Origin of the sequence: Cryobacterium breve (assembly GCF_004402375.1) — a bacterium.
In the GTDB taxonomy this organism is placed as follows: domain Bacteria; phylum Actinomycetota; class Actinomycetes; order Actinomycetales; family Microbacteriaceae; genus Cryobacterium; species Cryobacterium breve.
On the sequence record NZ_SOGJ01000023.1, the window covers coordinates 210,096 to 235,965 of the forward strand.

Below are 25,870 nucleotides of genomic sequence, written 5' to 3' on the forward strand. Positions count from 1 at the left end.
CAGATGACCTACCTTCAATCGCCCGCCGAACGGTACGCAGCCTCTCGATCCCGTGCCGGAAGGCCTCGCCTGGAGGCGTTCCGGGCCGGGCTCCGCTTCGAGCTGGATCCTTTCCAAGTGGCGGCCTGTGCCTCCCTCGAAGACGGCAACAGTGTATTGGTCGCCGCGCCCACGGGAGCAGGGAAGACCCTCATCGCCGAGTTCGCGATCTACCTCGCGATGCAGAGTGCGAAGAAGAAGGTCTTCTACACCGCGCCGATGAAGGCGCTCAGTAACCAGAAGTTCCAGGAGCTGGTGTCCGAATATGGGTCGGACGAGGTGGGTCTGCTCACGGGAGACACGAACGTCAACCCGCAGGCCCGCATCGTGGTCATGACAACCGAGGTCCTGCGCAACATGCTCTACGCCGATTCGGATCTGCTCACCAACCTCGCGTTCGTCGTGCTGGACGAGGTGCACTTTCTCGCCGACCGCTTCCGCGGCGCAGTCTGGGAAGAGGTGATCATTCACCTTCCGCAGGACGTGCGCATGGTCTCGCTCAGCGCCACCGTCTCCAATGCCGAGGAATTCGGCGACTGGTTGCAGGCCGTCCGGGGCGAGACTGACGTCATCGTGTCCGAAGAACGACCGGTTCCGCTCGAACAGCATGTGCTGGTCAAAAGCAAGATGCTGGACCTTTTCGACGCGTCCGGCCTCGCCGGGACACACCGAGTGAACCCGGAACTGGTTCGACTGGCCCAGTCGGGTGGGCGTTCCGTGGCAGCACGCTCGGGCAACGGGCGCCGCGGTGGTGATCGTGACCGCGGGCGCGGTACCCAGTCGCGAGGCGGCTTCGAGGCCGGGCGCATGGACCGATCCGATATCGTGCGCCTATTAGAGGGCAAGCACCTCCTCCCGGCCATCTTCTTCATCTTCAGCCGGGTCGGGTGCGATCAGGCTGTCCGACAGGTTCTGCGTGCCGGTGTTCGCCTGACAGACGCGCAGGAACGCGAGGAAATCCGGCAGATCGTCGACGACCGCTGCCGCACCCTCCTCGACGAAGATTTGGGCGTGCTCGGCTACTTCGAGTGGCTCGACGGCCTCGAACGCGGCGTCGCCGCCCACCACGCGGGACTGCTGCCGGCCTTCAAGGAGGTAGTCGAAGAACTCTTTCAGAAGAAGCTGGTCAAGGCTGTCTTCGCCACGGAGACCCTGGCTCTCGGCATCAATATGCCGGCCCGCACGGTGGTGCTCGACAAGCTCGAGAAGTTCAACGGCGAGGCGCGGGTCCCCATCACGCCGGGGGAGTACACCCAGCTCACCGGTCGCGCCGGCCGGCGCGGCATTGATATCGAGGGCCACTCGGTCATCCAGTGGGCGTCCGGGCTCGACCCGCAGACGGTCGCCTCCCTCGCCTCCCGCCGCACCTATCCCCTCAATTCCAGCTTCAAGCCGACGTACAACATGGCGGTCAACCTGATCGAGCAGTTTGGGCGGGACCGCACCCGAGACGTTCTCGAGTCCTCCTTTGCCCAGTTTCAAGCTGACCGGGCCGTGGTCGACTTGGCCCGCAAGGTGCGTCAGCAGGAGGAGTCCCTCACTGGATTCGCCCGCTCCATGGCCTGCCACCTGGGCGACTTCACCGAGTATTCAGCCATCCGTCGCGCCCTCACCGAGGTAGAACGGCAGAGTGCAGCGGGGGAGACCGGCGCCCGGGCTGCCCGTGAACGGCGCCAACGTGAGTTGGGGAGCCTGCGCAAGCGCATGCGCGAGCACCCCTGCCACAGCTGTCCCGAGCGGGAGCAGCACGCCCGCTGGGGGCAACGCTGGTGGAAGCTGAAGCGCGACACGGATGCGCTCAGCCAGCAGATCTCGACCCGCACCGGTGCCGTTGCCCGCGTCTTCGACCGGGTGACCGATGTCCTCCTCGGGTACGGGTACCTGGTCGAAAGCGCCGCGGGAGTGGTGGCCCTAAGCGCGAGCGGCCTCATTCTCCGGCGCATCTACGCGGACAGGGACCTGCTCGTCGCGGAATCCTTGCGCCGCGGTTTGTGGAACGACCTAGATCCGGCTGGCATCGCGGCGATGGCCTGCGCACTGGTTTTCGAGCCGCGTCGTGACGAAGGATTGATCGACGATCGCTACCTGCCGACGGGCCCGTTCCGGGAGGCGTTGCACGAGACCCAGGAACTGTGGAGTCGCCTGGACGACCTGGAACGCGACAATAAACTTCCGGGTAGCAACCCTCTGGCGGTCGGGCTCAGCCTGGCTATGTGGAAGTGGGCCAGGGCCGGCTCGCTCGTCGATGTCCTCGACGAGGCCGAGATGGCCGCGGGAGACTTCGTACGATGGACCAAGCAGACCATCGACTTGCTGGACCAGCTCTCGGTCGTGGCCGATGATCCCGTCGGTCACACTGCTCGCAAGGCCATGGACGCCATTCGCCGTGGAATCGTTGCCTACTCGTCGGTCGCTTAGGCTGGTGAGGTGATCCCGGGTACCGAACGACGGCTGGCGCTGCCGCTGCCGGCCGCCATCCTGCTCGCTGCGGTTGCCGGGGCCATCCTCGATGCGGGATTCCCGGACCGTTCGTGGTGGATTCTGGCCCCGATTGCAGTCTTCCTGATGCTTCTGACCCTGCTTGGTCGCAGTCTGTGGTCGGGGCTGTTGATCGGCATGGTGTCCGGGTCGTCCTTTTGGCTGATTCACATAAGTTGGCTGACACTGTACTTGGGTCCCGTCCCATGGCTGGCCTTGGCCGGTCTCCAATCCATCTTCTTCGGCATCAGCCTCGCCCTGATCGGCGTGGTGCTGCAGTCCGGCCCCCGGGTCTGGCCGTCGGCCTGGGGGCGCCTCGGCATGGTTCCCGTGGTCGTGGCAGGGCTGTGGACCGCGCGGGAAGCGATCTCGTCGGTCTGGCCCTACGGCGGCTTCGCTTGGGGGCGCCTGGCCATCTCCCAGTCGGAGAGCCCGTTCAACTCTCTGGTTGCCTGGGTCGGCATGTCCGGACTCAGTTTCCTTCTGGTCTGGCTCAGCGCCCTGTGCCTGCAACTGGTGCGCGAGGCCTCCGTGCGCGTCCCGCTGCGGGGAGGCATCGCCGTGGCCGCCTGCGCCTTCCTGCTGGTCGTCCCGGCCTGGCCCACCGTGCAGAGCGGTCAGGCACGCCTGGCCGCCGTGCAGGGGGCCTCCGATGCGGGCCTGTTCGCGCGCTACTCGCCCGGCCAGATCCTGTCCGACCACACGTCGGCAACCCTGGCCGTGATTGACGAGGACGTTGATTTTGTGGTGTGGCCGGAGAACGCGAGCGACATCGACCCACTCCGTTCGTTGGATGCGGCGAGGAACCTCGACTATCTCAGCCGGGCCATGGATGTTCCCTTCGTCGTCGGCACGATCACCGAGCGCGAGGACAAGATCTACAACAGCTCCCTGCTGTGGAATTCGGGGGAGGGCGCCGTGGACATCTACGACAAGGTGCACCCGGTTCCGTTCGCTGAGTACATGCCCGACCGGGCATTCTGGCGCCCGTTCGCCCCCGAGTTGATCGATTTGGTCGCCCGGGACTACGCCATCGGCACGCGCGACAACGTCTTCGACATCGACGGGATCATGGCGGGGATCGCAATCTGCTTCGATATCGCGGACGATCAATTGGTGAACGAGATGGTCGACGACCAGGCGGAAATCATCCTTGCCCAAACCAACAACGCGGACTTCGGCCGCACCGATGAGAGCGTTCAGCAGCTGGCCATTGCACGGTTGCGCGCCATCGAGACCGGACGCACCGTCGTGAACATCTCAACCGTCGGGACAAGTGCCATAATCACCCCCGACGGCGCCACCCTGGACAGCCTGCCCACCTGGCTACCCGGTGCGATGGTGCAAACGGTGCCGCTCAGCGATACGGTGACGCCGGCCATGGCTGCCGGGCGGGGAATCGAATGGCTGGTATCCGGCCTCGGACTGGCCGGCTTGGTACTGTGTTCCGTTAACGCACTACGCGCCCGAACAGATCGGGCGCGTAGGCTGTGAACTGATGGATCAGGCTGGAAATTCAGGCCGGATCTGTTGGGTCGAGAGAGGGCCGATCAGGCGCCGATCTTCTGCTGTCCGCGACGTTCGCGCAAGAACGTCAGACGTTCCTCGAGGAGTTCCTCGAGCTCGGCGCGAGTGCGACGTTCCAGGAGCATGTCCCAGTGTGTGCGCGGTACTTTCTCGTCGGAATGGTCGACGACTACCGGCTTGGAATCAACCAGCCGGGTTGCTGTCTGTGAACAGAAGCGGCATTCCCACTCGTCAGGGGCTTCCGCCTCTGCCGAGAAGATCATGACCGTCTCCCGTGCGCACGTTGCACACAGGTACGTGTGACTGACTCGTGGTGAAAAGGTGACACCCTCTTCGCTCTGAAGGCTTTGTGCGCCTAACCTCATGCCACGCAAACTGCGATCCGCCATCGTGTGGTCTCCTCTCGCGATGCAACTCTTAGGTATAAACCATCAAGCTGGACGTTATCTTTCCGTTACGTCATTTCTCGGAGGGGACTCCCAGGTTCGGGCGGCGATCACCGACACGGCAAGGTCGCACCGGTCGGTAACGAGGCCGTCGACTCCCAGATCCATAAGCCGGTTCATGTCGTCCGGATCGTTGACGGTCCAGACATGCACCTCGACTCCGGCGGCGTGCACGGCGCGGATGAACCGCGGCGTGAGGATTCGGAGTGAACGCACCGACTCGGGCACCTGTACGGCGACAATGCCCTTCAGGAAAAGCCGGAGCGGAGCGGCCATGCCCAGTCTGGCGGCCAGGACGGAACGCCCTATGACTGAGGCGGATGCGGAGGTGGCAACCCCGGGTAGTAACCCGACGGTCTGTTGGCGTCGATTCTCTGAGAAAGACGTGATCAGCACCCGGCCGATGGCCCCGGCGGCACTGACCGCGGCAGCTGTGGCCTGCGCGGCTGCCGCCGATTTGACGTCGATATTGAATCGGGCATCCGGGAACGCGTCGAGTCCCTCGCGCAGGGAGGAGAACGATTGGCCTTTGCCGAGGCCGACCCGGCGCAGCTCCTCCATTGTGAGCCGTTCAAGGCGGATGCGCGTACCCGCAACGTTGCAATCCGCATCGTGGCTGAGGACGGCGATTCCGTCGGCGCTAGCGTGAACGTCCGTTTCGATGTGGGTCGCGCCGGCCATGAGGGCATGCCGGAAAGCCAGGAGAGTATTCTCCGGCGCGTCGAGGGAGAGGCCGCGATGGGCGAATACCCGAGGCCCGACCCCCTCGAGGAACATGTTTGCCTAGGGCTCCATGGTGGCGGGGGAGGGACGGGCGGTGGCGGCAGGTGGGGGTGCGTCCGAGCTGCCGGCAGTGGCGTGACCGAATGCCGCGCCGATGCCGTTCATCGCAGCGGTGAGCTCGCTGGGCACGATCCACAGCTTGTTCGCGCTGCCCTCTGCCAGCTTCGGGAGCGTCAGGAGATACTGGTAGGCAAGGAGCTTCGGATCCGGGTCACCGTCGTGGATGGCCTTGAATACCGTCGCGATGGCCTCGGCCTCACCCTGAGCGCGGAGGACAGCCGCCCTCGCATCACCTTCCGCCGACAGGATGGCCGCTTGCCGCGCGCCCTCGGCCGTCAGAATAGCCGATTGCTTCGTGCCCTCGGCTGTCAGGATGACGGCGCGCCGGTCGCGTTCGGCTCTCATCTGCTTTTCCATCGAGTCCTGGATGGAAACGGGCGGGTCGATCGCCTTCAGCTCTACCCGGCCCACTCGGATTCCCCACTTGCCGGTTGCCTCGTCCAGCACGATGCGCAGTTGCCCGTTGATGTTGTCCCGGCTGGTCAGAGCCTCTTCAAGGTTGAGCCCACCAACCACATTGCGCAGGGTTGTCGTGGTGAGCTGCTCGACAGCGCCCAGATAATTTGCGATCTCGTAGGTGGCCGCGCGTGCATCCGTCACCTGAAAGTACACGACGGTATCGATCGAGACCACGAGATTGTCCTCGGTGATCACGGGTTGCGGCGGGAAGGACACCACCTGCTCGCGCATGTCGATCAGCGGTCGCAGCCGATCGACAAAGGGAATCAGGATGTTCAGCCCCGGCATGAGCGTCTTGTGGTAGCGCCCGAGGCGCTCCACGACGCCGGCACGGGCCTGCGGGATGATGCGCAGGGACTTCACGAGCGTGACGATGACGAAAAGAACAACTGCCGCCAGAGCGGCGAAGACGATCACCTGCACGATGATCGATCCTGGATTGTTCATGTGACGTTCCTTTCCGCGGGGATGACTACAGCGGTCGCCCCATCGATAGCTGTGACGAGCACTCGTACGCCCGGCTCGACGGATGCCTGTTCGAGTTCGGGGGATAGGCGGGAGGTCCAGGTCTCCCCATTGGCCAGGCGAACCTGTCCACCGGATCGACCGACCGTGCTGACCACGTGTCCGTCCATACCGAGAAGTGCATCCACGTTCGACTTCGCGGGGTCGCCGCCCCGCCTGAGAGCACGCAGTAGAGGAGGCCGGATTCCAAAGAGAAGGGCCATGGTGAGCGAGGCAGCCACGAGGAGCTGAAGCCACCACGGTGCGCCCACGAGCCCGGAGAGGAGTCCGCCAAGGCTGCCGCCGGCCATCATCAGGAACGTCAGGTCCAGGGTCGTCATCTCGATGGTGACGAAAATGAGGATCAGGACCAGCCACACAATCCACGCGTAGTCCGTTGCGAATGCGTCCATGGCGTCCCTCCTGACATGTCTACTCCTTCGAAACTAGCAGGTGAGTTGACCGGGGGAGGGAGGCTTCTTGGTAAGGTCGTCAGCTAGACCCAGTCAGCTATTTTTTAGGAGTTCGCGTGATCAATCCACTTGCAGCAGGTTCACTGGACGGCAAGCGCGTTCTCGTCACTGGATCGTCGCGAGGCGTCGGTGCGGCGACGGTGGGCTATCTCGCCGCCGCCGGTGCGAGTGTGGCGATCAACTTCCGCAATAAGGAGGCACGTGCGATCAAGGTCGCGGACGCCATCAGGGCACAGGGCGGCACGGCCATCACGGTCGGTGCAGACCTGACGAACGCGCAGTCCGTCGCGGCGATGTTCGACACTATCCGCAGCGAGTTCGGGAGCCTCGACATCCTCGTCATGAACGCCTCCGGGGGTATGGAAAGCGGGATGGCCGAGGACTACGCCATGCAGCTCAACCGGGATGCACAGACCAACCTGCTTGCCGCCGCACGTAGTTTGCTGGCTCCCGGAGGCCGCGTGGTCTTCGTCACCAGCCACCAAGCTCATTTCGTCGAAACGACGGTAACGATGGCCGAGTACGAGCCCGTCGCACGCAGCAAGCGCGCGGGTGAGGACGCTCTGCGCGCGCTCATCCCCGAGCTGGCCGAGTCAGGTATCGGATTCGTCGTCGTCTCCGGGGACATCATTGAGGGAACGGTCACGGCGGTCCTCCTCGAGCGGGCCAGCCCGGGGACCATGAACGCACGCAAGGACGCGGCCGGGCGACTGTACAACGTGAGTGAATTCGGGGCCGAAGTCGCCTTGGCCGCCGTAGAAGCCATTCCGGAGAACAACACCCGCTACGTCGGGGACATCGCGGACTACGTCGGCGAAGCAGCCGTCCAGGGCTGACCTGACCTGATCTGACCTGATCAGTCGACGGACGGCGGCTAGACCGGGTCGGGCGCGGCGCGCTGACCTCGGCCAAACATGATGGCCTGCACCATTTGGACGATCCCGGACAGGGCGAGGAAGACGCCGCCGATCACGACCAGAACGGTCACCGACTCGACGGGGGAGAAGAGCACCACAACGCCAGCCACGATGGCGACGGCACCGAAGACCGTGCCGAACCATCTGCTGGAGTCCGGCGCCGCTTCTACCAGTCCGGCGACTCCCTCGACGATCCATGAGATGCCGATGAGCATCCCGAGGATGGCGAGCGAATTCAGTGGATTCCGGATGGCTACGATTCCGCCGACGATCAGCAGCACGCCCAGCAGGATGTTCAGCACCCGGCTGCCGCCGGATGCCCCGTGTAACAACAGTCCTCTGGCCACATGCACGATCCCGCTGATCAGGAAGTACAGGCCGAACAGTACGCCGAGGATGGCGACCGTGGTGTCCGGCCAGACCAGGATCAGGATGCCGACGACCAGAGCGAGCAAGCCAGTTCCGGCTATTCCCAGGCGAACCACGGTGATCTCGCCGTCACTGAGTACTCTCGAATTCATCGAGAGATCGAAGGTCGTGACGCTGTCGGACATTTCAGCCGCCTCTCGGGTGAGGAGCGTGCACCACCACAGCGGTGATGTGCCCGTCGGAAACCTGTGTTCCACAACGTAGTCGGCCAGGAACGGCCCGTCCAGCCCCGTCTCACACATGACCGATAATGCACATTATGTCAGGAGATGTGCTTCGGCGATCGTCCGAGCCGGAAGCATTTTGCCTCTTCCGCCCGCCCCCGCATGGAACTACTTCTCCCCAAAACCGGACTGCAGAAGGTCTGCCAGAGCAGCCACGGCGTCTGCACCGTTCTCGTCCGTGGACGAAATCTCCGCGGTCATGCCGCGGGTGAGTCCGAGTGACATAACGGCCAGGAGGCTGGACGCATCCTTCCCGTTCACGGTCACCCTGGCCGTGAACGTGCTCGCCAGCTTCGCGAAGTCGGCTGCCGGGCGTGCGTGCAGGCCGTCCTTGTTCACCAATGTGACCGTACGGATGGCCATCGAGGGGGCCGCTGGTCCCGAGGGAACTGCCGGATCTGCTGGTTCGGCTCCGGCGGCCAAGCGTGCCGCACGCACCACGGATTCGAGGTCTCCCCCGGCTTCGGCGGCGACCGCAGCAGCGATGCCGCCCTCTACGAGAGGCGCGTCCACGATGCGCACACGGGCGCGCACATCATCAGCAAGGAAGTCCAGGACGGTCTCGGACGTCAGAATTGCCGACCCCAGATCGCAGAGGAGAACAACCCCATCGTCAAGGTCGGCCTGTTCTATGCCGCCGAGAACCTTCGTGAAGCTGGTCCCGATCCCCCCGTCATCCGTTCCTCCCGCCGCGATCATTCGCGCGTGGGGCGCCATCTGACGCGCGAGATCGACGAGGCCCTCGGCGATTTTTGCGCTATGTGAAACGAAAACGAGGCCGACTCGGCCTTCAGCCGCGGCCACCTCAGGCCGTCGCAGCGGTGTCAGCGGCGGCGCGCAACAGCAGGGCAGAGGATTGGGCGCCCGGATCTCGATGGCCAATGGCACGCTCCCCGAGATAGCTGGCCCGTCCCTTACGCGCGATCCACGGTTCCGTCGCCAGCGCTCCTGCCTCGGCCGCGACCGCCGCGGCCGACAGGATTGCCCGATCGTGTGCGCCACCAGCAAGGGCCGCCTCCGCAGCATCGACGGCTGGGGTCCAGGCGTCAACCATGGTCTTGTCCCCCGATTCCGCCTTCCCGCGCAGGACAACGCCGTCTCGTGCGGCTGTCAGGAAGGCCACGAGGGCTGTGCCGTCCAGTTCGGCCGATCCCGCGACAGCGGCGGCCCCCTTGAGAAACGCGGTTCCGTAGAGCGGTCCAGCGGCCCCGCCCACAGTGGAGATGAGCGTGGTCGCAACGAGCTTGAAGACGTCAGCGGGGCTGGCCTCGGGTGGAAGGTCATCGAGCTTGAGCAGGACCGCCTGAAATCCTCGATCCATATTCTCGCCGTGATCGCCGTCGCCTATGTCGCGGTCCAGATTGATCAACTCGACTCGGTGCTGGCTCATGACCTGCGCGCTGCTCCGAATCCAGGCTTTCGCCCAAGTGGCGTTCAAGTTCATTGCTTCTCCTTCTATTAGCGTCCCCACCGTAGCGCCGCCGTCTGCACGGGTGCATCCCATAGCGACGTCAATTCAGCATCGAGTTTCAGGACTGTGACCGACGCTCCCTGCATCTCGAGGGACGTTGTGAAATTGCCGACCAGTGTCCTGACCACGGTTATCCCCTGCTCGGCGAGCACCTCGGCAGCGCGGCGAAAAACAATGTACAGCTCGATTTGCGGCGTACCGCCCATCCCATTGACGAACAGGAGGACCTGGTCCCCGCGGACGAAAGGGATGTCCTCCAGGATGGGACCGAGAAGCCGGTCGACAATGGCGTCGGCCGGCTCGAGCTTTATCCGCGCTCGTCCGGGCTCGCCGTGGATCCCGATCCCGATCTCGATTTCATCCTCGCCCAGAGTGAAGCTGCCCTCGCCGGCATGCGGCACCACACAGGGGGTCAGCGCCACGCCCATAGAACGCACCTGGGAGATGACTCTCTCCGCAACCGCAGTCACTGCTTCCAGAGAGTCGCCTCGTTCAGCTGCGGCACCGGCGATCTTCTCCACCAGGACGGTCCCGGCCACCCCGCGTCGTCCCGCTGTGTACAGGGAATCCTTCACAGCGACGTCATCGTTGACAATAACGGACCGCACCTCGATCCCCTCCGCCAAGGCGAGATCGGCGGCCGTCTCAAAGTTGAGGACGTCTCCGGTGTAGTTCTTGACGATGTGCAGCACCCCGGCTCCCCCATCTACTGCCTTCGTAGCGGCCAGGATCGGATCGGGCGTCGGCGAGGTGAACACCGCGCCGGGCACCGCAGCATCCAGCATGCCGAACCCGACGAATCCGCCGTGCAGAGGCTCGTGCCCGCTACCTCCTCCGCTGACCAGACCCACTTTCCCAGAGATCGGGGCGTCACTACGCGCAATATATACCGGGTCCGTCGAGACCCTCACGATGTCAGCGTGGGCGGCGCCGAAACCGGCAACGGCCTCAATGACGACGTTCTTGGGATCATTGACCAGTTTCTTCATGGCTCTTCCTTCGATCGGGATGGACGAACGGCACGGTCGACGCGCCGGGCCGGAGCGAGCAGATTCGGTCCTCAACTTACGCGCGCAGCCCGCTTCCGGTATAGGGCGGCGGGATTTCCTCGACTACCTGCCCATTCCGCTACTGAAATGGCCGCGCTATATTGTTGCCGATCGCTCACCGCGAAGGGTTGCTCCGGCACCTCCAGCCTCACCAAGGAAGGTCAACGTGGACAATATTGGAGTCGTTTTTCTGTCGGAAGTTCTCGGAACGGGAATGCTCGTCCTCCTCGGAACCGGTGTAGTTGCCAACGTCGCATTGGCCAAGAACAAGGGCCTGGGCGGCGGGTTCCTCATGGTGACCATCGGCTGGGGCTTCGCTGTCTTCGCCGGTGTCATCGTGGCCTACAACTCCGGCGCCCACCTCAACCCGGCCGTGACCCTCGGTCTCGTTGCCTCGGGTGCAACGGAATTCGGTTCGGGTGTTCCCGTCAACTTCCTGTCCGTCCTCACGTACATCTCAGCCCAGTTCCTCGGCGCGTTCATCGGGGCCATCGTCTGCTGGCTGGCCTACAAACAGCACTTCGACGCTGAACCGAATCCGGCCAATAAGCTCGGTGTCTTCTCAACAGGCCCTGCCATCCGCTCGTACGCCTGGAACATGGTCACCGAGATCATCGGCACCTTCGTGCTCGTGTTTGTCGTCCTGGCCTTCGGTGGCGGGCGTCAGGGCGAAAATGGCGGTCTGGCAGCACTCGGAGCACTGCCCGTCGCTCTGCTCGTTCTCGTCATCGGCACCTCGCTCGGCGGGCCGACCGGTTACGCCATCAACCCTGCCCGTGACCTGGGACCGCGCATTGCCCATTTCGTTTTGCCGATCTCAGGGAAGGGGCCCTCCGACTGGGCATACTCCTGGGTACCCGTGGTCGGGCCGGTAATCGGCGGTGTCCTCGCCGGCTGGGCCTCGCTCTTCCTTCTGCCAATCCTCACCTAATGCAGTGAGTGGGCCGGTTCAGAGTCTGAATCGGCCCGCTTTGTGCTGTCGGAACGACGGCAACCCGGAAACCCAGCACCCATCGATCATCTACAAGGAGGCATTTCATGGCCAAGTACGTCATCGCAATCGACCAGGGAACGACGAGTTCGCGTGCGATCATCTTCGACAAGGCAGGGTCCATCATCGCCGTCGGTCAGCATGAGCACGAGCAAATCTTTCCTCGCGCCGGCTGGGTCGAACACGACCCGATGGAGATCTGGAACAACACCCGTGAGGTCATCGGACAGGCCCTGTCCAAGGCGAATCTAACCCGGCATGACATCGAGGCCGTGGGAATCACCAACCAGCGCGAGACCGCCGTGGTCTGGGACCGCTACACCGGCATTCCCGTCTACAACGCCATCGTCTGGCAGGACACTCGCACCCAACCGATCGTGGACCGGCTCGCCGCCGACGGGGGCGTCGAACGGTTCAAGGCAAAGGTGGGACTCCCCCTCGCGACGTACTTTTCCGGCACCAAGATCGTCTGGATTCTCGAAAATGTTCCGGGGGCGCGCGCCAAGGCCAACGCCGGCGACCTGATGTTCGGGACGACCGACTCGTGGGTGCTGTGGAACCTCACCGGCGGCCTTGAGGGAGGTGTGCACGCGACGGACGTCACCAATGCCAGCCGCACCATGTTCATGGACCTGGGCACTCTGCAGTGGGACGACGAGATCCTCGCGGCGTTCGGCGTGCCAAGGTCGATGCTGCCCGAGATTCGCTCCTCTTCGGAGGTCTACGGTTTCGTGAACGAGCACAGCTTGCTGCGGGAGGTTCCGATCGCGGGAATCCTCGGCGACCAGCAGGCCGCAACGTTCGGCCAGGCTGCCTTCGATCAGGGCGAGGCCAAGAACACCTACGGCACCGGCAACTTTCTGATTTTCAACACCGGAACCGAGATCGTGCACTCGAAGAACGGCCTGCTCACAACTTTGGGCTACAAACTCGGTGACAACGCTCCGCACTACGCACTCGAGGGATCAATCGCCGTCACCGGCGCCCTCGTACAATGGTTGCGGGACAACCTCGGAATGATCACTACATCCGAGGAAATCGAGACACTGGCCAAAACGGTCGACGACAATGGCGGTGCCTACTTCGTTCCGGCCTTCTCGGGCCTGTTCGCCCCGTACTGGCGGTCGGATGCCCGTGGCGCATTGGTTGGTCTGACGAGGTACGTCAACAAGGGCCATATCGCCCGCGCAGCGCTTGAGGCCACTGCTTTCCAGACTCGGGAGGTGCTGGACGCCGTCAACGCCGACTCTGGGGTTCCACTGACTGAGCTGAAAGTGGACGGTGGCATGATTGCCAACAACACCCTCATGCAGTTCCAGGCAGATATCATCGGCGTTCCCGTCGTGCGTCCGGTGGTTGCTGAAACCACTGCCCTCGGCGCGGCCTACGCGGCTGGCCTGGCGGTGGGGTTCTGGAGCGACCTCGATGAGTTGCGTGCCAACTGGCAGGAAGACAGCCGGTGGACCCCGCAGATGGACGAGGAAGAACGCAATCGCCAGCTTCGCAACTGGAAAAAGGCAGTCACGAAAACCTTCGGGTGGGTGGACGAGGACGTCGTCTAGCAAGCACCTCCGCGGCCCGCCAGATCAAATCCGGCTGGCTGCAACCCAGTCGGCGAGCTTGGCCGTGGCCGCACCGGAGTCAACTGCCTCCGCGGCCACGGCCATCTTGTCGCGGAAGCGGTCCAGAATATTGATCTGAGCGTGAGACGGATCATTGGCAAGGTCAAAAGACACCAGCCCGGCGGCGGCGTTGAGAAGCACGATGTCCCGCACTGCGTCGACCTTGCCGGCCAGCATGGAATGCACAACACTCGCGTTGTGGTCGGCATCTCCGCCTACGAGTTCACTGATCGAAGAACGGCGCAGTCCGAGATCGCGCGGGTCGATGTCGTGTTCCGTGACAAGTCCCCGCGAAACCTCCCAAACGTGACTGTGGCCGGTGGTGGTCAACTCGTCGAGGCCGTCGTCCCCACGGAAGACGAGGGCCGTCGCCCCGCGAGTCTGGAAGACCCCGACGATCAGCGGGACACGATCGAGATTGGCGACACCCACGGCTGACGCCTCGGGCCGGGCAGGATTGCAGAGCGGCCCAAGATAGTTGAAGACGGTCGGAATGCCGAGCTCTGAGCGGGCGGCGGCCGCGTGACGGAAGCCAGGATGAAAAGCGGCCGCGTAGGCGAATGTGATTCCGGCGGCGTCCAGGATAGCCGCGACCTTGTCGGCGGAGAGCGTCAGGTCAATGCCCAGCGCCGCAAGCACGTCCGATGACCCGGATGCGGAACTCGCCGCCCGGTTGCCGTGCTTGACTACCGGAACTCCGGCGCCGGCACACACGATGGAGGCCATTGTCGAAATGTTGACTGTGCCGAATCGGTCTCCCCCGGTTCCGACAATGTCAAGCGCCATCGGATTCACCGGGAGGGGCACGGCATGCTCGAGAATGGCGTCCCTGAATCCAACGATTTCGTCCACGGTTTCTCCCTTCGCCCTCAGGGCGACCAGGAACCCGGCCAGCTGAGCCGGGGTGGCCTGGCCGAGCATGACCTGCTCCATACTCCACGCGGCATCCGACACGCTCAGATCCTCGCCGGAAAGCAGCGCGCTGATGACGTTGGGCCAGGACTGAATATCAAGCATGGAACGATTTTAGCGAGTTCACTGGCCGGTCCCGAATTCGCATCCGGAGGCGTATTTGTTTCAATCCGGTAGTCATTCCGGCAAATGGGCGACAAGCCCGCTCGGATGAGAAAAACAGCGCCGAATATCGGCCATAATGGAACGGTGACGAGCCCATCAATTACTTATACGGCCACTGCGCCCGTTGTTAACCGGCCCAACAGCGTAGCTGTCGGCACCATAGTCTGGTTGGGCAGCGAAGTCATGTTCTTCGCCGGGCTCTTCGCCATCTACTTCACGCTTCGGTCGACGTCGCCCGAATTGTGGTTGTTCGAAACGGAGAAGCACAACTTCAGCTTCGCTCTGGTCAACACGCTAGTCCTGGTGTCGTCGTCGGTGACCTGCCAGTTCGGCGTTTTCGCTGCCGAACGCCTGCAGTCCCGCTCAACCGGCTGGAAGCCCAGCCAGTGGGGCATGGTCGAGTGGTTCTTTCTGACCTACGCCCTCGGAGCCATCTTCGTCTCCGGGCAGGTCTTCGAATACGCGACTCTTGTCTCCGAGGGCGTGTCGCTCACCAGCAACGCGTACGGTTCCGCGTTCTACCTCACCACCGGATTCCACGGGATTCACGTGACGGCAGGGCTGATCGCGTTCCTGCTCGTCATCGGGCGTGGATTCGCCGTCAAGAACTTCGGCCACAAGGAAGCCACCAGCGCCATCGTCGTGTCGTATTACTGGCACTTCGTCGACGTTGTCTGGATCGGGCTCTTCTTCGTCATTTACGTTCTTAAATAGAAAGTCTGAGTGGACACCACGTATGACCTCGATTAGCACACCCAAGCAGTCCGGTGGTCGCAAAACCGGCCGCCGCGGCCCGCTTGCCAGCGTCGCCCTCATTGCGATCGGCCTCCTCTTCACGGGCGGTGCCTACGCCGCTTTCAGCACCAGCACCGCCAGCGCCGAGACCACCGCTGCGTCACAGCAGACCGTCGGTGAAGGACAGAAGCTCTTCGCTGCCAACTGCGCTACCTGTCACGGACTGGCAGCGGAAGGTACCGGCAGCGGTCCCAGCCTGATCGGCGTGGGCGCCGCTGCCGTGGACTTCCAGGTCGGTACCGGGCGCATGCCCATGCAGATCAACGGCCCACAGGCGGAAAAGAAGGCGGTTCAGTTCACTGAGGAGCAGACCGCCGCTTTGGCGGCCTATGTTGCTTCGTTGGCTCCAGGGCCTTCCCTACCGGATGCGTCACTCCTGGACGGCGAGGGCGATGCGGCCAAGGGTGCCGAACTCTTCCGGATCAACTGCGCAATGTGTCACAACGTTGCCGGGGCCGGCGGTGCACTCACGCAGGGCAAGTACGCTCCGGCGCTGAGTGGTGTGAACGAAGTGCACATCTACGAGGCCATGGTCACCGGCCCGCAGAACATGCCGGTGTTCAACGACATGAATATCTCCCCGGAGAGCAAGCGCGACATCATCACGTACCTGAAGTACCTCGACAACAACCCGTCGCCCGGCGGATTTGCCCTCGGCGCCCTCGGACCAGTCTCGGAAGGACTTTTCCTGTGGATCTTCGGCCTGGGTTCCATCGTCGCCTTGACGGTGTGGATCACGGCGAAGTCGAACTGACCGACGCTCAAATCTGAAGCGAACTTATTGTTATGAGAATTCCGATGAAGGAGAACAATGGCCAAGGACGATAACAGCGGCAAGGACTTGACCGCTGCTGACTCGTCGACCGTCGGGCATGAGGGGGCTCCTGCAGGTACGGCTGTCGTCGTACGCGATGCCGTGGCCAATCCGGGGTTCCCCCCGCACCGCCCACGGGTCACCGACCTGAACCCCAGCGCGGAGCGGCAGGCGGAGCGAACTGTCTACACGCTGTTCTACCTGTCAATCGTCGGAAGCGTGTTCGCGATCATCGCCTATATGGCGTTCCCGATCATCGAGGAGGACCCTAGCTCGGTTCGGTTGAACAACCTCTTCATCGGCCTGGGGCTGACCTTGGCGCTCCTGGCCATCGGTATCGGTGCAGTTCACTGGGGCAAGGCGCTCATGTTCGACCATGAGGGTGTTGACGAACGGCACCCCGTACGCGGATCTGATGAAACTCGTGAACGTGCAGTGGAGATCTTCCACGAGGCCAATGTCGAGTCGGGTATCGGGCGTCGCACGCTCATCCGCAACAGCCTCATCGGTGCTTTGATCGCGTTCCCTCTGCCTGCGGTGGTTCTGTTCCGCGGTCTCGGACCGATGGATACCAACCCGTCGGCGCTCCTGGAGCACACCATGTGGAAGAAAGGCACCCGGCTCGCGATCGACCCGACGGGCACGCCGATCAAGGCCTCCGACGTCACCCTGGGTTCTGCCTTCCATGTGATTCCCGAAGGCTTGCAGGATCTCGGACACGGCAAGCTCGAGGAGAAGGCGAAGGCCGCCGTTCTGCTGATGCGCCTCAAGCCGGAGGACATCAATGAGCCGGCCGACAAGAAGGACTGGTCGTATAACGGCATCGTCGCGTACTCCAAGATCTGCACCCATGTCGGATGCCCCGTTGCCCTCTACGAGCAGCAAACGCACACGCTTCTGTGTCCCTGCCACCAGTCCCAGTTCGACGTCACCAACCAGTGTGAAGTCATCTTCGGGCCGGCCAAGCGCCCACTCCCCCAGCTGCCCATCACGGTAGACTCCGAGGGGTACCTGATAGCACAGAGCGATTTCACTGAACCCGTCGGGCCGAGTTTCTGGGAGCGGAATTGAGCACAGCAACTACGACCACTGAGCTGGTCGAAACAAAGAAGTCCGGAGGCCTCACCGGGGCTGCCGCGAACTACATCGACGAGCGCACGAGCATCTCCACGGCGGTCAAGGAACTGGGTCGCAAGATTTTCCCTGACCACTGGTCTTTTCTGCTCGGTGAGGTCGCCCTTTACAGCTTCGTTATCATCCTGCTGTCCGGGTCATTCCTGACGTTCTTCTTCCACGCCTCCATGACGCCGGTCGAATACGACGGCTCCTACATGCCCCTTAAGGGCGTGGAGATGTCGGCGGCGATGGCGTCCTCTCTGGACATCTCCTTCGACATCCGCGGCGGACTCCTGATGCGTCAGGTCCACCATTGGGCCGCACTGCTCTTCGTGGCTGCGATCGGCCTGCATATGCTCCGCATCTACTTCACGGGCGCGTTCCGCAAGCCCCGCGAGTTGAATTGGGTCATCGGCTTCATTCTCTTCATCCTCGCCATGGCTGAGGGATTCACCGGCTACTCCTTGCCCGACGATCTGCTCTCAGGCAATGGCCTGCGCATCATCGACGGAATGGTGAAGGGCATCCCGGTGGTGGGTACCTGGATCTCGTTCCTTCTCTTCGGCGGAGAATTCCCGGGTGAGCAGATTGTCGGGCGGCTTTACTCGCTCCATATCCTGCTGCTGCCAGCCATCATCGTCGCGTTGATCGCCATGCACCTGCTCTTCGTGGTCGTGCATAAGCACACGCAGTACCCAGGCGCCGGGCGCACCAATCAAAACGTGGTCGGTTATCCGGTCCTCCCCGTGTACGCGGCCAAGGCCGGTGGGTTCTTCTTCATCGTCTTCGGGATCGTCATGCTGATGGCGTCGCTGTTCACGATCAACCCCATCTGGAACTACGGTCCCTACGACCCTTCCCCCGTCTCGGCGGGAACGCAACCGGACTGGTACATCGGTTTCGCCGATGGCGCACTCCGCCTGATTCCGCCGGGGCTCGAGTTCGTGTGGCTTGATCGCACCTGGTCGTTCAACATCCTGATCCCGCTTGTGGCACTCGGCCTGTTCATTCTTGTGGTTCTCATCTACCCGTTCATAGAGGCCTGGGTCACCGGGGATAAGCGCGAACACCACATCCTGGATCGTCCGCGGAACGCGCCGACGCGTACCGCCATCGGCGCTGCCGGCGTCACGTTCTACGCGGCGCTGTGGGCGACGGCCTCCTCCGACATCATCGCCACCCATTTCAAGGTGACGATGGAAGGCGTGATCCACACCATGCAGTTCATGGTCATCGTGGGCCCCTTCATCGCCTTCTTCGTGACCAAGAGGATCTGCCTTGCACTTCAGAAGAAGGATCGGGAGATCGTTCTGCACGGCTATGAGTCGGGGCGAATCGTTCGGCTCCCCGGTGGAGAGTACATCGAGGTTCACCAGCCGGTGGACGAGTACGAGCGCTGGAAGCTGGTCAGCTACAACGACTACAAGCCGCTCATGATCCGGCCGAATGCAAATGGTAAGATCACGGTCGGCCAGAAGGCCAGAGCGGGTCTGTCCCGGTGGTTCTTTGAAGATCGGATCGAACCGGTTTCCAGCACGGAACTCGAGCGCACGCACGGCGACCACCACTAGGCTGACGGCCGCAACTACAGAACGGGCATCGATGTCGCTCCAGACCTTGTCGGAGTGGCTTCGGTGCCCGAATTGTTTTCTCCCTCTGGCTCCGTCCGGTCCACTCACGTTGGGGTGCGCGTCCCGGCATTCCTTCGATGCAAACAAACGTGGGTACATCTCGCTGGTCGGCGGCGCACGACGGCTGATTGGCGATAGTACCGCCATGGTGGATGCCCGGGCACTCTTCCTATCCGCAGGGTGGTACGCCCCGCTTCGTGAATGTCTGGCCAGGCGTGTCGCCGAGGGTGAACCTAGCCGCATTCTGGACGTCGGCTGTGGTACGGGGTACTACCTTCAGGGCGTCCTGGGCCACACCCCCGACGCTCAGGCGCTGGGCATGGACCTTTCTCCGGTGGCCGTTGCTCGCACGGTGACCGGCCACGACAACGTTTCCGGCCTGGTCGCCGACGTCTGGTCAGCCCTCCCGGTCCGGGACGCAGCGGCGGACGTCATCCTCAACGTCTTCGCTCCCCGCAACCCGCCGGAGTTCCATCGCGTACTGCGCCCGTCGGGCGTGCTGATGGTGGTGGTGCCTCAGGAATCCCACCTGCAGGAGCTGCGAGCCGCAGGGCTGGCTCTCGACGTTCCGGCGAACAAGGCGGTGCACCTCTCGGAGACGCTGGCCGCCCAGGGCTTCGACCTGCAAACACACGATACGCTGAGCGCTTCCCTCGTCCTGGATCAGGCTCAGGCCACCGCTCTGATCGGAATGGGGCCGTCCTCCCACCACATGGATGCCGACGTTGCGGGGCACCTGGACCCTGAACAGACGGTAACAGCGTCGTTCGAGGTCCTCAGCTTCCGCCGCCGCCCAATGTGAACCTATTCACCGTGGCCGAGGCGGGAGACCCGATCACCCGCGGGTGACGGCGATCACGCAAATTCCGCGGTCGTGTCGCCCACGCACATAGAAGTGGGCCGCTCGTGGTTGCCAGGGGCGATACCATCGACGAGCTCACCGTCGCCGCCGCACTGACCCTGCCTGCTTTTCACTGGCCAAGGTCGACCTCCTCGACGAAGGCTGTGCGCCCCCAGAGGCCCTGAGCAGGCGGCATCTCACCGACACGAGCGGCATTGGGGCCGGCGGCGTCGACTATTCCATCCAAACCGGACACGTCAAAAAAAACGGCGCCCGGGACCTGAGGGTCCTGGACGCCGCCGTGCGCTCCGGGGCGCTGCTGTTCAAATCACCGCGCGAAGTTGCCGCGGTAGTACTCGTAGACCCAGCCGACGAGACAAATGACGCCGACGCCCAGAGCGATGATTGAGATCCAGACGCCGACTGCGAGCCCTAGGAAGAGCAGGGCGGCGCTGGCCGCGAGAAGGATCGGCCACCAGCTCCAAGGGCTGTAGAAGCCGACCTCAGGGTCTCCATCGTCAATGTTGGCATCGAGGCGGTCCTCCGGGAGCTCCCCGCCCTGGGCGACGTGCACCCGGCTGAGGTAGAAGGCCACGAAGCTGACGAAGATTGCAGATAGCCCAAGCGCGAACGTGCCCGCCCATTCGATCTTGTTCTGAGTGGGGTCAACCAATCCCCAGATCACATAGGCCGCAGTGACGACGACGAAGAAACCACTGAGAATCCAGAGGAGATTGACGTTGGCTCTCATTTACTTCGTCCTTTGCGCGGCTGCGTCATACGTAGGGGCGTCTGGTGCGTCCTTGCCGGGACCGATACCGACGGTCATGGCCGCTTCCGGGTGGTTCAGATCGAAAGCGGGACGCTCGGACCGAATGCGCGGGATTGAGGTGAAGTTGTGCCGCGGCGGCGGGCAGGACGTAGCCCACTCCAGGGAGGCACCGAAGCCCCATGGGTCATTCACAGTGACCTTGGGTGCATTCCGCGCCGTGATGTACACGTTCAGGAAGAACGGAATCATCGAGATCGCGAGAATGACCGAACCGATGGTGGACAGCTGGTTCATCCAGGTGAATCCGTCTTCAGGCAGATACGACGCGTAGCGTCGAGGCATCCCCACGACTCCCAGCCAGTGCTGCACCAGGAACGTCGTGTGGAAACCGATGAAGAGAATCCAGAAGTGCCATTTGCCGAGGCTTTCGTTCAGCATCTTTCCGGTCCACTTGGGCCACCAGAAGTAGAATCCGCTGAACATGGCGAAGACAACGGTGCCGAAGATGACGTAGTGGAAATGCGCGACCACGAAGTACGTGTCCGAGACGTGGAAATCGAGGGGCGGTGAGGCCAGGATGACACCCGTGAGTCCACCGAAGGTGAAGGTGACCAGGAAGCCGAGGGCCCACAGCATGGGGGTCTCGAACGTCAAGGAGCCGCGCCACATGGTACCGATCCAGTTGAAGATCTTCACTCCGGTCGGCACAGCAATCAGCATGGTCATCAGCGAGAAGAACGGCAACAGAACGGAACCGGTGACATACATGTGGTGAGCCCAGACCGCCACGGATAGAGCCGCAATGGAAATAGTTGCGTAGATCAGCGTCTTGTAGCCAAAGATGGGCTTACGGCTGAAGACAGGGAAGACCTCAGAAACTATGCCGAAGAACGGCAGCGCGATGATGTACACCTCAGGGTGACCGAAGAACCAGAACAGGTGCTGCCAGAGGATGGCGCCGCCGTTTGCCGGATCGTAGATGTGTGAGAGGAAGATGCGGTCGGATGCGGCGGCCAGAAGGGCGGCGGCCAGAACCGGGAACGCCATCAGGATGAGGAGCGAGGTGACCAGAGTGTTCCACGTGAAGATGGGCATGCGGAACATGGTCATTCCGGGTGCACGCATCGTGATCACTGTGGTGATGAAGTTCACCGCTCCAAGGATGGTGCCGAACCCGCTCAGCCCGAGCCCGACCATCCAGAGGTTGCCCCCGACGCCCGGTGAGAACGTCGTGCTGGCGAGCGGCTGGTAGGCAAACCAGCCGAAGGATGCCGCGCCTTGGGGGGTGAGGAATCCGCCGACGGCGACGAGGCTGCCGAAGAAGAATGCCCAGAAGGAGAAGGCGTTCAAGCGGGGGAATGCCACATCGGGGGCGCCGATCTGCAGCGGCATGAGCGAGTTGGCAAATCCGAAGAACAGTGGCGTCGCGAACATCAGCAGCATGATCGTTCCGTGCATCGTGAACAGCTGGTTGTACTGCTCCTTAGTCTGAACGACCTCGAGGCCGGGTGCGAAGAGCTGAGCGCGGATGACCAGGGCCATGACGCCGGCGAGGCAAAAATAGACGAACGACGTGATCAGGTACATGTACCCGATCACCTTGTGGTCGGTGGACGTGATCCAGCGAACGATGATGTTGCCCTTGCGCTCGACGCCGATGGGCTTACGCGGCGCTGGGGGCGTGGTGGGTGCGGTAGGTGCCGCGGTAGCAGTGCTCATGGCCTAGTTGCCCTCCTGCTCGGTCGGAGCTGATGTGCCCGGCAGATTCTGGTTGCGTTCGTACTCGAGGCCGAGCTGGCCGTCGTTGCCCGCTGCGCGCAGGGAGTCGATATAGGTGTCATAGTCGGATTCGGAGACGACCTCGACGTTGAAGAGCATCAGCGAATGGTATTCGCCGCACAGCTCAGCGCACTTGCCGGCGTAGGTGCCGATGCGTTCCGGGATGACCGACATGTAGTTGGTCTTGCCCGGAATCATGTCTTTCTTGTACAAGAAGTCGACGACCCAGAACGAGTGGATGACGTCGCGGGCGTCGAGCGCCAGCTCGATCTTCTTCCCGACGGGGAGAACCAGCGTCGGGATCTCGGACTGCACCAGCGAACCGGCAGGGCCCTCGACATCAGGCTGACCCTGGATGCCGACGGAATAGACATCCTCATCGATGTAGTTGAAGTCCCACGCCCATTGCTTTCCGATGACCTGGATTTTTACGTCAGGGGCGTCGAAGCGCGCCTCGATCTCGGCCTGGTCCCGCGCTGTGAAGGCGAAGAAACCCACCACGAGGATGAGTGGAACGACCGTATAGAAGATTTCGATCGGCATGTTGTAGCGCAGTTGGACGGGCAGCCCGGTCTGGCCCTTGCGTCGTCGGTAGACGACGACGGCCCAGATGGTGAGTCCCCAGGTGATGAGACCCACGATCATCAGAACGATCCAGGAGGTGGTCCACAGACCTGCGACCCGTTCGGTTTGGTTGGTCACCGCCGGCTGCCCCTCGACGAAGCCGGGAAGGTAGCCGTGAAGCTGGGCTTGAGAGCACCCCGCTAGAACAATGGCCAACGACGCTGCGATCGGAATTGCAGCCCATCGGAGACGATGGTTTTTGCGCACCAGTAACCTTTCGGTGGGACTCGACGACACACTTCGCTGGAAGTGATATTTACAGGTTTCCAGCCTACTGCGAAGGACACGTTCCGTTGTGCACGAACGTGCCGGTGAAGGTAACGAATTCGCCGCCAGTCACACTTTGTGGCCAATGCCCATGTCAATGAACCGGCCCGTCTAGATCAGCTGAATGAATCTCCACACGCGCAGCTGCCCCCAGCGTTGGGGTTGTCGATGGTGAACCCCTGTTTCTGGATGGTGTCCTCGAAATCGATGGACGCGCCATCGAGGTACGGCACGCTCATTTTGTCGACGACAACCTCGACGCCGTCGAAGTCGACCAGAGCATCACCGTCCAAGACGCGCTCGTCGAAATACAGTTGGTAGATAAGTCCGGAACAGCCACCGGGCTGAACGGCGACGCGAAGGCGGAGGTCTTCGCGGCCTTCCTGGGCGAGTAAGCTGCGAACCTTTTCGGCGGCGGTCGCGCTCAGACCCACGCCATGGGCAGCGGTGCTGGTGGCTACTGTGTCGGTCATGATGCTCCTTATTTGACGTGTTGTGTTCGCGCGGTCTGTCCCTGCGGTGATTTCACCCGTGGACTCCACGTTAGATTTTACCCACTGCAACCGGGAATGCACCCCTGGCATTCCCGGCAGTCGCGCCGGGGAGAGGTCAGTTCGCCGAACGTTGGTTCAAGCGGCCCAGCAAGAAGGCTTCGCTAAGAATCGCCCGCTTGAACACGCCCAGATGCAGGGATTCATTGGGGCTGTGCGCTCGGGAATCGGGGTCCTCAACCCCGGTGACCAATATCTGGGCCTCGGGGAACACCCGCACCAGATCGGCGATGAACGGGATCGACCCTCCCACTCCGATGTCCACCGGATCGACACCCCATGCTTCAGCCATGGCGCTGCGCGTCTCAGCAACGGCCCACCCTGCCGTGTCAACCAGGAAGGCCTCCCCCGTGTCGACGTCGTCAATCTCGACATGGGCGCCCCATGGCGTGTGTGCGAGAAGGTGAGCCTCGAGGGCCGCGTACGCTTCACCTGCCGGCTGGCCCGGAGCGATGCGAGTGCTGACACGCACGCTCACTACCGGAGTGAGCGTGTTGGAGGCGTTGGCCACGGAGGGAGCGTCGATACCCGTTACGGTAATGGCCGGCTGCGACCAGATCCGGCTGAGTACCGTGCCATGACCGATCGGACTGACGCCTTCGGTGAGGCCCGTCTCCAGGCGCAGTTGCCCGACGGAATAGTCGGGGGTCGGGACATCGATGCTTGTCAGCCCAGCGACGGCGACCGAACCATCGTCAGCGTAGAGAGAGGCGAGGAGGCGGACGGTGGCCATCATCGCATCCGGAACCGCTCCCCCGAACATGCCCGAGTGTGACGCGTGGTCGAGGGTGCGAACCGTGAGGCGGAAGGTGACGTTGCCGCGGAGCGCTGTGGTGAGTGCGGGGGTGGACACGTCCCAGTTGTTCGAGTCCGCGACGACGATTGCATCCGCGCGCAGGGACTCCCGGTTCTCCTCGAGGAAGGTCGCGAAGGAACGGCTGCCGAATTCCTCCTCCCCCTCGATGAAGAGGGCCAGGCCCAGGTCGAAGTCCGGGCCAATCGCCTCGACCAACGCGCGGATCGCGGCGATGTGGGCCATGACTCCAGCCTTGTCGTCCGCCGCTCCGCGTCCGTACAGGCGGTCGCCGCGAACTGTCGGCTCGAACGGGCTTGACTCCCAGTCTTCGTCCTGTCCGGGGGGTTGGACGTCGTGGTGCGCGTAGAGAAGGACTGTCGGACGGCCGCCTCGGGCCGCCCGTGTGGCGAGAATTGCCGGATGGCCGAGTTCGGCCCCGCCCGGGATGGCGGCTGTTTTGATCTCAACCGATTCGAACACGCCGAGGTCGCGCACCAGTGCCGCGACGGCATCCGCGCTCCGGGCCACTTGATCGGCGTCGAAGGCGTCCCACGAAACGGAGGGAATCCGCACCAGCGCGCACAGGTCGGCGATGGTCGTGGGCAGGCCCCGCTCGACGGCGGTGCGAAGTTCCTGGGCGGCCGGCGAGAGTGTCGCGGGCGCTGTTTCTCGAATATCGGTCATCGGGTAATCTTAATCCAACCAATTGCAAGGAACTGATGTGGCTAAGCCAGTGAACCCAGACGCACAACCATCCATGGAGACTTCGGAAGAGACCAAGTCTCGCCTGGCGGGCCTCCCGCCTGCCGGAAAGGGGCAGGCGACGCCCAGCCGCAGGCAGCAGGAAGCACTGAACAAGCGCCCACTCGTTCCCGACGATCGGAAGCTTGCCGCCAAGCAGGCCAGAGGGAAAGCTGCCGAGGCCCGTGACCGCGCCCGTGTCGGCATGGCAGCCGGCGATGAGAAGTACCTCCCGGTCCGGGAACGTGGTCCTCAGAAGCGGTACGTGCGTGACTACGTCGATGCCCGGTTCAACGTCGGTGAGTTCATGATCCCGGTGATGTTCCTGGTGATCCTGCTGACCTTCTTTCCCGACCCGTCGGTACAGACCTACGGCATCCTCGCCTTGTGGGCGTTCTTCCTCGTTGCCGTCGTCGACAGTGTCATTCTGGGCTTCACGGTCACGCGCAAGCTGACCGCCAAGTTCGGTGCCGGCAAGGTGGAACGCGTGCGGTGGTATTCAGCCATGCGGGCACTGCAGCTGCGTCCCATGCGCTTGCCGAAGCCGCAGGTCAAGCGCGGCCAGTACCCCGCCTGACCCACCGGCCAGCGATG

Annotated in this window: 25 protein-coding genes; 11 read left to right on the forward strand and 14 right to left on the reverse strand. The window is 63.0% G+C overall.

What is annotated here, in order from left to right:
- Positions 1 to 3 precede the first annotated feature (3 nt).
- On the forward strand, positions 4 to 2,457 hold the full coding sequence (locus E3O65_RS10940) for a DEAD/DEAH box helicase (protein WP_134363748.1): 2,454 nt from the start codon (positions 4 to 6) through the stop codon (positions 2,455 to 2,457).
- Between the two features lie 9 nt (positions 2,458 to 2,466).
- Positions 2,467 to 4,011, forward strand: coding sequence for an apolipoprotein N-acyltransferase (lnt, locus tag E3O65_RS10945; protein WP_134363749.1), 1,545 nt, complete (start codon positions 2,467 to 2,469; stop codon positions 4,009 to 4,011).
- A 56-nt stretch (positions 4,012 to 4,067) separates the two neighbouring features.
- Here lnt and E3O65_RS10950 read toward each other — a convergent pair whose 3' ends face one another.
- The 4 genes from E3O65_RS10950 to E3O65_RS10965 are packed head-to-tail and all read right to left on the reverse strand — an operon-like array spanning position 4,068 to position 6,709.
- On the reverse strand, positions 4,068 to 4,433 hold the full coding sequence (locus tag E3O65_RS10950) for an RNA polymerase-binding protein RbpA (protein ID WP_134363750.1): 366 nt from the start codon (positions 4,431 to 4,433) through the stop codon (positions 4,068 to 4,070).
- 54 nt (positions 4,434 to 4,487) lie between these two features.
- Positions 4,488 to 5,267, reverse strand: coding sequence for a glycerophosphodiester phosphodiesterase family protein (locus tag E3O65_RS10955; RefSeq protein WP_134363751.1), 780 nt, complete (start codon positions 5,265 to 5,267; stop codon positions 4,488 to 4,490).
- A gap of 6 nt (positions 5,268 to 5,273) precedes the next feature.
- The gene (locus E3O65_RS10960; RefSeq protein ID WP_134363752.1) at positions 5,274 to 6,239 is read right to left on the reverse strand and encodes an SPFH domain-containing protein; all 966 of its coding nucleotides are present in this window, start codon (positions 6,237 to 6,239) and stop codon (positions 5,274 to 5,276) included.
- Positions 6,236 to 6,709, reverse strand: coding sequence for an NfeD family protein (locus tag E3O65_RS10965; protein ID WP_134363753.1), 474 nt, complete (start codon positions 6,707 to 6,709; stop codon positions 6,236 to 6,238). The genes E3O65_RS10960 and E3O65_RS10965 overlap by 4 nt, the downstream gene beginning before the upstream one ends.
- Before the next feature lie 116 nt (positions 6,710 to 6,825).
- On the opposite strand from E3O65_RS10965, the gene E3O65_RS10970 reads away from it, so the two are divergent.
- Positions 6,826 to 7,605, forward strand: coding sequence for an SDR family oxidoreductase (locus E3O65_RS10970; RefSeq protein ID WP_134363754.1), 780 nt, complete (start codon positions 6,826 to 6,828; stop codon positions 7,603 to 7,605).
- Positions 7,606 to 7,643: 38 nt separating this feature from the next.
- Here the strand turns inward: E3O65_RS10970 and E3O65_RS10975 are convergent, their stop codons facing one another.
- From E3O65_RS10975 to dhaK, 4 genes are all read right to left on the reverse strand, one after another.
- Positions 7,644 to 8,240: an HdeD family acid-resistance protein gene (locus E3O65_RS10975; RefSeq protein ID WP_166785727.1), complete on the reverse strand. Its 597-nt coding sequence runs from the start codon at positions 8,238 to 8,240 to the stop codon at positions 7,644 to 7,646.
- A 207-nt stretch (positions 8,241 to 8,447) separates the two neighbouring features.
- Complete coding sequence (gene dhaM, locus E3O65_RS10980) at positions 8,448 to 9,143, reverse strand: dihydroxyacetone kinase phosphoryl donor subunit DhaM (RefSeq protein WP_241985589.1); 696 nt, start codon at positions 9,141 to 9,143, stop codon at positions 8,448 to 8,450.
- A gap of 1 nt (position 9,144) precedes the next feature.
- Positions 9,145 to 9,783: a dihydroxyacetone kinase subunit DhaL gene (gene dhaL / locus E3O65_RS17210; protein ID WP_134363756.1), complete on the reverse strand. Its 639-nt coding sequence runs from the start codon at positions 9,781 to 9,783 to the stop codon at positions 9,145 to 9,147.
- Between the two features lie 14 nt (positions 9,784 to 9,797).
- Entirely contained in the window at positions 9,798 to 10,799 is a 1,002-nt protein-coding gene (gene dhaK / locus E3O65_RS10990) for a dihydroxyacetone kinase subunit DhaK (protein ID WP_134363757.1), read from the reverse strand.
- Positions 10,800 to 11,025: 226 nt separating this feature from the next.
- On the opposite strand from dhaK, the gene E3O65_RS10995 reads away from it, so the two are divergent.
- Together E3O65_RS10995 and glpK are read left to right on the forward strand one after the other, a co-directional pair.
- Entirely contained in the window at positions 11,026 to 11,790 is a 765-nt protein-coding gene (locus E3O65_RS10995) for an MIP/aquaporin family protein (protein WP_277870392.1), read from the forward strand.
- A 107-nt stretch (positions 11,791 to 11,897) separates the two neighbouring features.
- The gene (glpK, locus tag E3O65_RS11000; protein WP_134363758.1) at positions 11,898 to 13,412 is read left to right on the forward strand and encodes a glycerol kinase GlpK; all 1,515 of its coding nucleotides are present in this window, start codon (positions 11,898 to 11,900) and stop codon (positions 13,410 to 13,412) included.
- 24 nt (positions 13,413 to 13,436) lie between these two features.
- On the opposite strand, the gene trpD is transcribed toward glpK, so the two are convergent.
- Complete coding sequence (gene trpD, locus E3O65_RS11005; protein WP_134363759.1) at positions 13,437 to 14,489, reverse strand: anthranilate phosphoribosyltransferase; 1,053 nt, start codon at positions 14,487 to 14,489, stop codon at positions 13,437 to 13,439.
- Between the two features lie 105 nt (positions 14,490 to 14,594).
- On the opposite strand from trpD, the gene ctaE reads away from it, so the two are divergent.
- The 5 genes from ctaE (at position 14,595) to E3O65_RS11030 (ending at position 19,707) form a co-directional block, all read left to right on the forward strand.
- Positions 14,595 to 15,263 carry an aa3-type cytochrome oxidase subunit III gene (gene ctaE, locus E3O65_RS11010; RefSeq protein ID WP_134363760.1) on the forward strand — a complete coding sequence of 223 codons (669 nt, stop codon included), beginning with the start codon at positions 14,595 to 14,597 and terminating at the stop codon, positions 15,261 to 15,263.
- 22 nt (positions 15,264 to 15,285) lie between these two features.
- Complete coding sequence (qcrC, locus tag E3O65_RS11015; RefSeq protein WP_134363761.1) at positions 15,286 to 16,098, forward strand: cytochrome bc1 complex diheme cytochrome c subunit; 813 nt, start codon at positions 15,286 to 15,288, stop codon at positions 16,096 to 16,098.
- A 57-nt stretch (positions 16,099 to 16,155) separates the two neighbouring features.
- Positions 16,156 to 17,229: a cytochrome bc1 complex Rieske iron-sulfur subunit gene (gene qcrA, locus E3O65_RS11020; protein ID WP_134363762.1), complete on the forward strand. Its 1,074-nt coding sequence runs from the start codon at positions 16,156 to 16,158 to the stop codon at positions 17,227 to 17,229.
- Positions 17,226 to 18,845 (forward strand): cytochrome bc1 complex cytochrome b subunit, encoded by a 1,620-nt coding sequence (gene qcrB / locus E3O65_RS11025; protein WP_174722294.1) that lies wholly within the window; start codon positions 17,226 to 17,228, stop codon positions 18,843 to 18,845. Before qcrA ends, qcrB begins: the two co-directional genes overlap by 4 nt.
- Positions 18,846 to 19,050: 205 nt before the next feature.
- Positions 19,051 to 19,707, forward strand: a complete 657-nt coding sequence (locus E3O65_RS11030; protein ID WP_166785728.1) for a methyltransferase domain-containing protein — start codon at positions 19,051 to 19,053, stop codon at positions 19,705 to 19,707.
- Positions 19,708 to 20,074: 367 nt separating this feature from the next.
- Here the strand turns inward: E3O65_RS11030 and ctaF are convergent, their stop codons facing one another.
- The 5 genes from ctaF to E3O65_RS11055 form a co-directional block, all read right to left on the reverse strand.
- Entirely contained in the window at positions 20,075 to 20,497 is a 423-nt protein-coding gene (ctaF, locus tag E3O65_RS11035) for an aa3-type cytochrome oxidase subunit IV (RefSeq protein ID WP_134363764.1), read from the reverse strand.
- Entirely contained in the window at positions 20,498 to 22,237 is a 1,740-nt protein-coding gene (gene ctaD, locus E3O65_RS11040) for an aa3-type cytochrome oxidase subunit I (RefSeq protein ID WP_134363765.1), read from the reverse strand. It lies immediately after the preceding gene.
- A gap of 3 nt (positions 22,238 to 22,240) precedes the next feature.
- Positions 22,241 to 23,128 carry an aa3-type cytochrome oxidase subunit II gene (gene ctaC / locus E3O65_RS11045; RefSeq protein WP_134363766.1) on the reverse strand — a complete coding sequence of 296 codons (888 nt, stop codon included), beginning with the start codon at positions 23,126 to 23,128 and terminating at the stop codon, positions 22,241 to 22,243.
- A gap of 176 nt (positions 23,129 to 23,304) precedes the next feature.
- Positions 23,305 to 23,661 carry an iron-sulfur cluster insertion protein ErpA gene (gene erpA / locus E3O65_RS11050; RefSeq protein WP_134363767.1) on the reverse strand — a complete coding sequence of 119 codons (357 nt, stop codon included), beginning with the start codon at positions 23,659 to 23,661 and terminating at the stop codon, positions 23,305 to 23,307.
- 136 nt (positions 23,662 to 23,797) lie between these two features.
- Entirely contained in the window at positions 23,798 to 25,219 is a 1,422-nt protein-coding gene (locus tag E3O65_RS11055; RefSeq protein WP_134363768.1) for a dipeptidase, read from the reverse strand.
- 37 nt (positions 25,220 to 25,256) lie between these two features.
- Between E3O65_RS11055 and E3O65_RS11060 the strand changes: the two genes are divergently transcribed.
- Positions 25,257 to 25,853 carry a DUF3043 domain-containing protein gene (locus tag E3O65_RS11060; RefSeq protein ID WP_338419185.1) on the forward strand — a complete coding sequence of 199 codons (597 nt, stop codon included), beginning with the start codon at positions 25,257 to 25,259 and terminating at the stop codon, positions 25,851 to 25,853.
- The last annotated feature ends 17 nt before the right edge of the window (positions 25,854 to 25,870 follow it).

What these genes read in the sequence shown, in the direction of transcription:
- E3O65_RS10940 (WP_134363748.1), top strand. Translation starts at nt 4, where the DNA reads ATGACCTACCTTCAATCGCCCGCCGAACGGTACGCAGCCTCTCGATCC.
- E3O65_RS10950 (WP_134363750.1), bottom strand. Translation starts at nt 4,433, where the DNA reads ATGGCGGATCGCAGTTTGCGTGGCATGAGGTTAGGCGCACAAAGCCTT.
- E3O65_RS10955 (WP_134363751.1), bottom strand. Translation starts at nt 5,267, where the DNA reads ATGTTCCTCGAGGGGGTCGGGCCTCGGGTATTCGCCCATCGCGGCCTC.
- E3O65_RS10960 (WP_134363752.1), bottom strand. Translation starts at nt 6,239, where the DNA reads ATGAACAATCCAGGATCGATCATCGTGCAGGTGATCGTCTTCGCCGCT.
- E3O65_RS10965 (WP_134363753.1), bottom strand. Translation starts at nt 6,709, where the DNA reads ATGGACGCATTCGCAACGGACTACGCGTGGATTGTGTGGCTGGTCCTG.
- E3O65_RS10975 (WP_166785727.1), bottom strand. Translation starts at nt 8,240, where the DNA reads ATGTCCGACAGCGTCACGACCTTCGATCTCTCGATGAATTCGAGAGTA.
- dhaL (WP_134363756.1), bottom strand. Translation starts at nt 9,783, where the DNA reads ATGAACTTGAACGCCACTTGGGCGAAAGCCTGGATTCGGAGCAGCGCG.
- dhaK (WP_134363757.1), bottom strand. Translation starts at nt 10,799, where the DNA reads ATGAAGAAACTGGTCAATGATCCCAAGAACGTCGTCATTGAGGCCGTT.
- glpK (WP_134363758.1), top strand. Translation starts at nt 11,898, where the DNA reads ATGGCCAAGTACGTCATCGCAATCGACCAGGGAACGACGAGTTCGCGT.
- trpD (WP_134363759.1), bottom strand. Translation starts at nt 14,489, where the DNA reads ATGCTTGATATTCAGTCCTGGCCCAACGTCATCAGCGCGCTGCTTTCC.
- ctaE (WP_134363760.1), top strand. Translation starts at nt 14,595, where the DNA reads ATGAGAAAAACAGCGCCGAATATCGGCCATAATGGAACGGTGACGAGC.
- qcrC (WP_134363761.1), top strand. Translation starts at nt 15,286, where the DNA reads ATGACCTCGATTAGCACACCCAAGCAGTCCGGTGGTCGCAAAACCGGC.
- qcrA (WP_134363762.1), top strand. Translation starts at nt 16,156, where the DNA reads ATGGCCAAGGACGATAACAGCGGCAAGGACTTGACCGCTGCTGACTCG.
- E3O65_RS11030 (WP_166785728.1), top strand. Translation starts at nt 19,051, where the DNA reads ATGGTGGATGCCCGGGCACTCTTCCTATCCGCAGGGTGGTACGCCCCG.
- ctaF (WP_134363764.1), bottom strand. Translation starts at nt 20,497, where the DNA reads ATGAGAGCCAACGTCAATCTCCTCTGGATTCTCAGTGGTTTCTTCGTC.
- ctaD (WP_134363765.1), bottom strand. Translation starts at nt 22,237, where the DNA reads ATGAGCACTGCTACCGCGGCACCTACCGCACCCACCACGCCCCCAGCG.
- erpA (WP_134363767.1), bottom strand. Translation starts at nt 23,661, where the DNA reads ATGACCGACACAGTAGCCACCAGCACCGCTGCCCATGGCGTGGGTCTG.
- E3O65_RS11055 (WP_134363768.1), bottom strand. Translation starts at nt 25,219, where the DNA reads ATGACCGATATTCGAGAAACAGCGCCCGCGACACTCTCGCCGGCCGCC.